Annotated in this window: 4 protein-coding genes; 1 reads left to right on the forward strand and 3 read right to left on the reverse strand. The window is 69.5% G+C overall.

Annotated features, from left to right (window positions below):
• From ACWELQ_RS43760 to ACWELQ_RS43770, 3 genes are all read right to left on the reverse strand, one after another.
• The coding region (locus ACWELQ_RS43760; protein WP_452402864.1) for an FAD-dependent oxidoreductase at nucleotides 1-527 on the reverse strand (527 nt) is incomplete at its 3' end.
• 24 nt (nucleotides 528-551) lie between these two features.
• Entirely contained in the window at nucleotides 552-998 is a 447-nt protein-coding gene (locus ACWELQ_RS43765) for a VOC family protein (RefSeq protein WP_452402865.1), read from the reverse strand.
• A 34-nt stretch (nucleotides 999-1,032) separates the two neighbouring features.
• Nucleotides 1,033-1,884 (reverse strand): alpha/beta fold hydrolase, encoded by an 852-nt coding sequence (locus tag ACWELQ_RS43770; protein WP_452402866.1) that lies wholly within the window; start codon nucleotides 1,882-1,884, stop codon nucleotides 1,033-1,035.
• Between the two features lie 188 nt (nucleotides 1,885-2,072).
• Between ACWELQ_RS43770 and ACWELQ_RS43775 the strand changes: the two genes are divergently transcribed.
• The gene (locus tag ACWELQ_RS43775) at nucleotides 2,073-2,375 is read left to right on the forward strand and encodes a lycopene cyclase family protein (protein WP_452402867.1); all 303 of its coding nucleotides are present in this window, start codon (nucleotides 2,073-2,075) and stop codon (nucleotides 2,373-2,375) included.
• Nucleotides 2,376-2,442 lie beyond the last annotated feature (67 nt).

Consider the following 2,442-nt stretch of genomic DNA (forward strand, 5'->3'; position numbering starts at 1 on the left):
CGCGGCACCTCGGTGGCGCTGGTGGCCTCGCGACTCGTCCACGGCCGCACCGCGTCCAGGCCCGGCGGGAGCGCCGCACGGGTACCGGTGCAGACCGCGACCGCGTGCCGGGCACGCAATCGGACGGTGCCGCCGTCGGGGGTCTCGACGGTGACCTGCCGGACGCCGTCGAGTCGCCCGTGGCCGCGAATCAGTGCGATACCGGCGGATTCGAGCCAGTCGACCTGCCCCTGGTCGTTCCAGTCGGCGACCATGCGGTCGCGGTGTTTCAGCACGGCGCGGGCGTCGAGCGGGCCGGTGATCGCGCTCGCGACGCCGGGGAACCGGGCGGCCTCGGCGTACAGCAGGGCGGGTCGCAGCAGCGCCTTGCTGGGTTCGCAAGCCCAGTAGGAGCATTCGCCGCCGGCCAGTTCGGATTCGATGATGACGGTGCTGAGTCCGGCGGCACTGGTGCGGTCGGCGACATTCTCGCCGACCGGACCGGCCCCGATGACGATGACGTCGTAGGTCTGGAGGTCGTCAGACATGAGGGTGCTTTCGGGGAGTCGGGGTCAGCGGCCGGGCGCGCGCTGCGTGATTTCCTGCAGGAACCAGGCATTGCCGTCCGGATCGCGGAAGGCGGCGAAGGAACCGTAGCTGCGGCGCTGCGGATGCACGCCGGGGAGGCGTGCGGCGGTTCCGGCGTGGTGGAAGACGCCGGTCGCGTCGTGGAAGGGTCCCTCGACGGCGATGCCGCGTTCGGTGAGGTCGGCGACGGCCTGTTCGATATCGGTGACGATGAGGTGCAGGCCATCCCGGGAGCCGGGTTCGGCAGCGGTGACACCGGTTCCGAAGATGACCGAGCAGGCGGAGCCGGGCGGCGTCACCTGGATCACGCGGTAGCCGTCGTCCACGGTGAAGTCGGCGTCGAGCCGGAATCCGAGACGGTCGGCGTAGAACGCCTTCGCGCGATCGACATCCGCGACGGGCAGCACGACGACTTCCAGTTTCATATCCATTTTCGTGTTCTCCTGGCAGGGTTCGGGTTTCGGATCAGTGCGCGGCCGCGGCGGCCTGTTCGATCACCTTCGCGACCACCTCCGGGTGCGAGACGGCGACCGAATGCGAGGCGTCGACCTCGGTGACCTGCGCGTGGGCGCGCTGGGCCATGAACCGCTGCGCCTCCACCGGGATGTTCAGATCCTTGGTGGTGACGATGTCCCAGCTCGGCTTCTCGGTCCAGGCGGCGACGGTGGCCTTCTCCTCGAGCGCGGACTGAGCGATCGGCCGCTGCGACGCGGCGGCGAGGGCCGCGCGCTCCGCGGGCACGTCGGCGGCGAACTGCGCGGGGAACTTGTCCTGCTGGATGAACAGGTCGGTGCCCGCGCTGCCGTCGGCATTGGTGAACGGCACCGGATTCAAGGTGCCGGGCAGGGTGGAACCGGGGAACTTGTTGGTCAGCTCGAGCGCGGTCTCACCCGGTGCGGGCAGGAACGCGGCCACATAGACCAGACCCTTGACCTTGTCGTTTCCAGCCGCCGCGGCGCTGATCACCGAGCCGCCGTAGGAATGTCCGACCAGGATCACCGGCCCGTCGATGTGGCTGATCACGCTGCGCAGCGCGGCGGCGTCACTCGCGGGACCGCGCAGCGGATTGGCCGCCGCCACCACGGGATACCGATCCTTGCTCAGCTTCGCGATCACATCGTTCCAGCTCGACCCGTCGGCGAACGCGCCGTGCTCGAGCACGATGGTGGGGCGCGGCGCGTCCTCGTCGGGACCGGCGTGGGTGACGGTGTTCGAGGAGCAGGCGACGGCCAGGCTGAGCCCCGCCACACCGGCGACAAGTGCCGCCGCGGCCCGGGTAACGCGTCGCTTGTTACGGCCATTTCCGTTGTCGACCATGGGATTTCGTCCTTCTAACAGTGGGATGCCGGTGGTACGACTCCACTGTCGTCGCCGACGGCCGGGCGGCACATCCGTCAGGTGACGGTGACAGCGACGTACGTCGTCCCACGCCCCGACGACCTACGTCGCGATCACCGTCAGCTGACGGATGCGGGCGCTTCCGGCCCGGCGCGACCGTGGTGTCCATGAACACCACGCAACGGATGATCGACATGTCCTCTTCGGATTCCTATGACTTCGTGATCGTCGGTGGCGGTAGTGCGGGCTGTGTGCTCGCCGCGCGGCTCACCGAGGACGAGAGGGTTCGGGTGCTGCTGCTGGAGGCCGGGGGCGCGGTGATGCCCGACGCGGTCGCGCATCCGCCGTCGTGGCCGACGCTCGCCGGCTCGCCGGTCGGGTGGGGTGATCGGACTGTGCCACAGCGGTTTTCGGGGACGCCGGTGCCACTGCCGCGCGGTAAGGGGCTGGGCGGTTCGTCGGGGTGCTGACCTACGACACCGACGATTCCGCCGGTCCGGGCTGCACCTTCTACTACGTGTACCGCACCATCGGAAA

Source organism: Nocardia sp. NPDC004722, from assembly GCF_053601505.1.

Bases quoted from the DNA above. Each gene is read 5' to 3' on its own strand.
- ACWELQ_RS43775 (WP_452402867.1), top strand. From the start codon at position 2,073: ATGAACACCACGCAACGGATGATCGACATGTCCTCTTCGGATTCCTAT.
- ACWELQ_RS43765 (WP_452402865.1), bottom strand. From the start codon at position 998: ATGGATATGAAACTGGAAGTCGTCGTGCTGCCCGTCGCGGATGTCGAT.
- ACWELQ_RS43770 (WP_452402866.1), bottom strand. From the start codon at position 1,884: ATGGTCGACAACGGAAATGGCCGTAACAAGCGACGCGTTACCCGGGCC.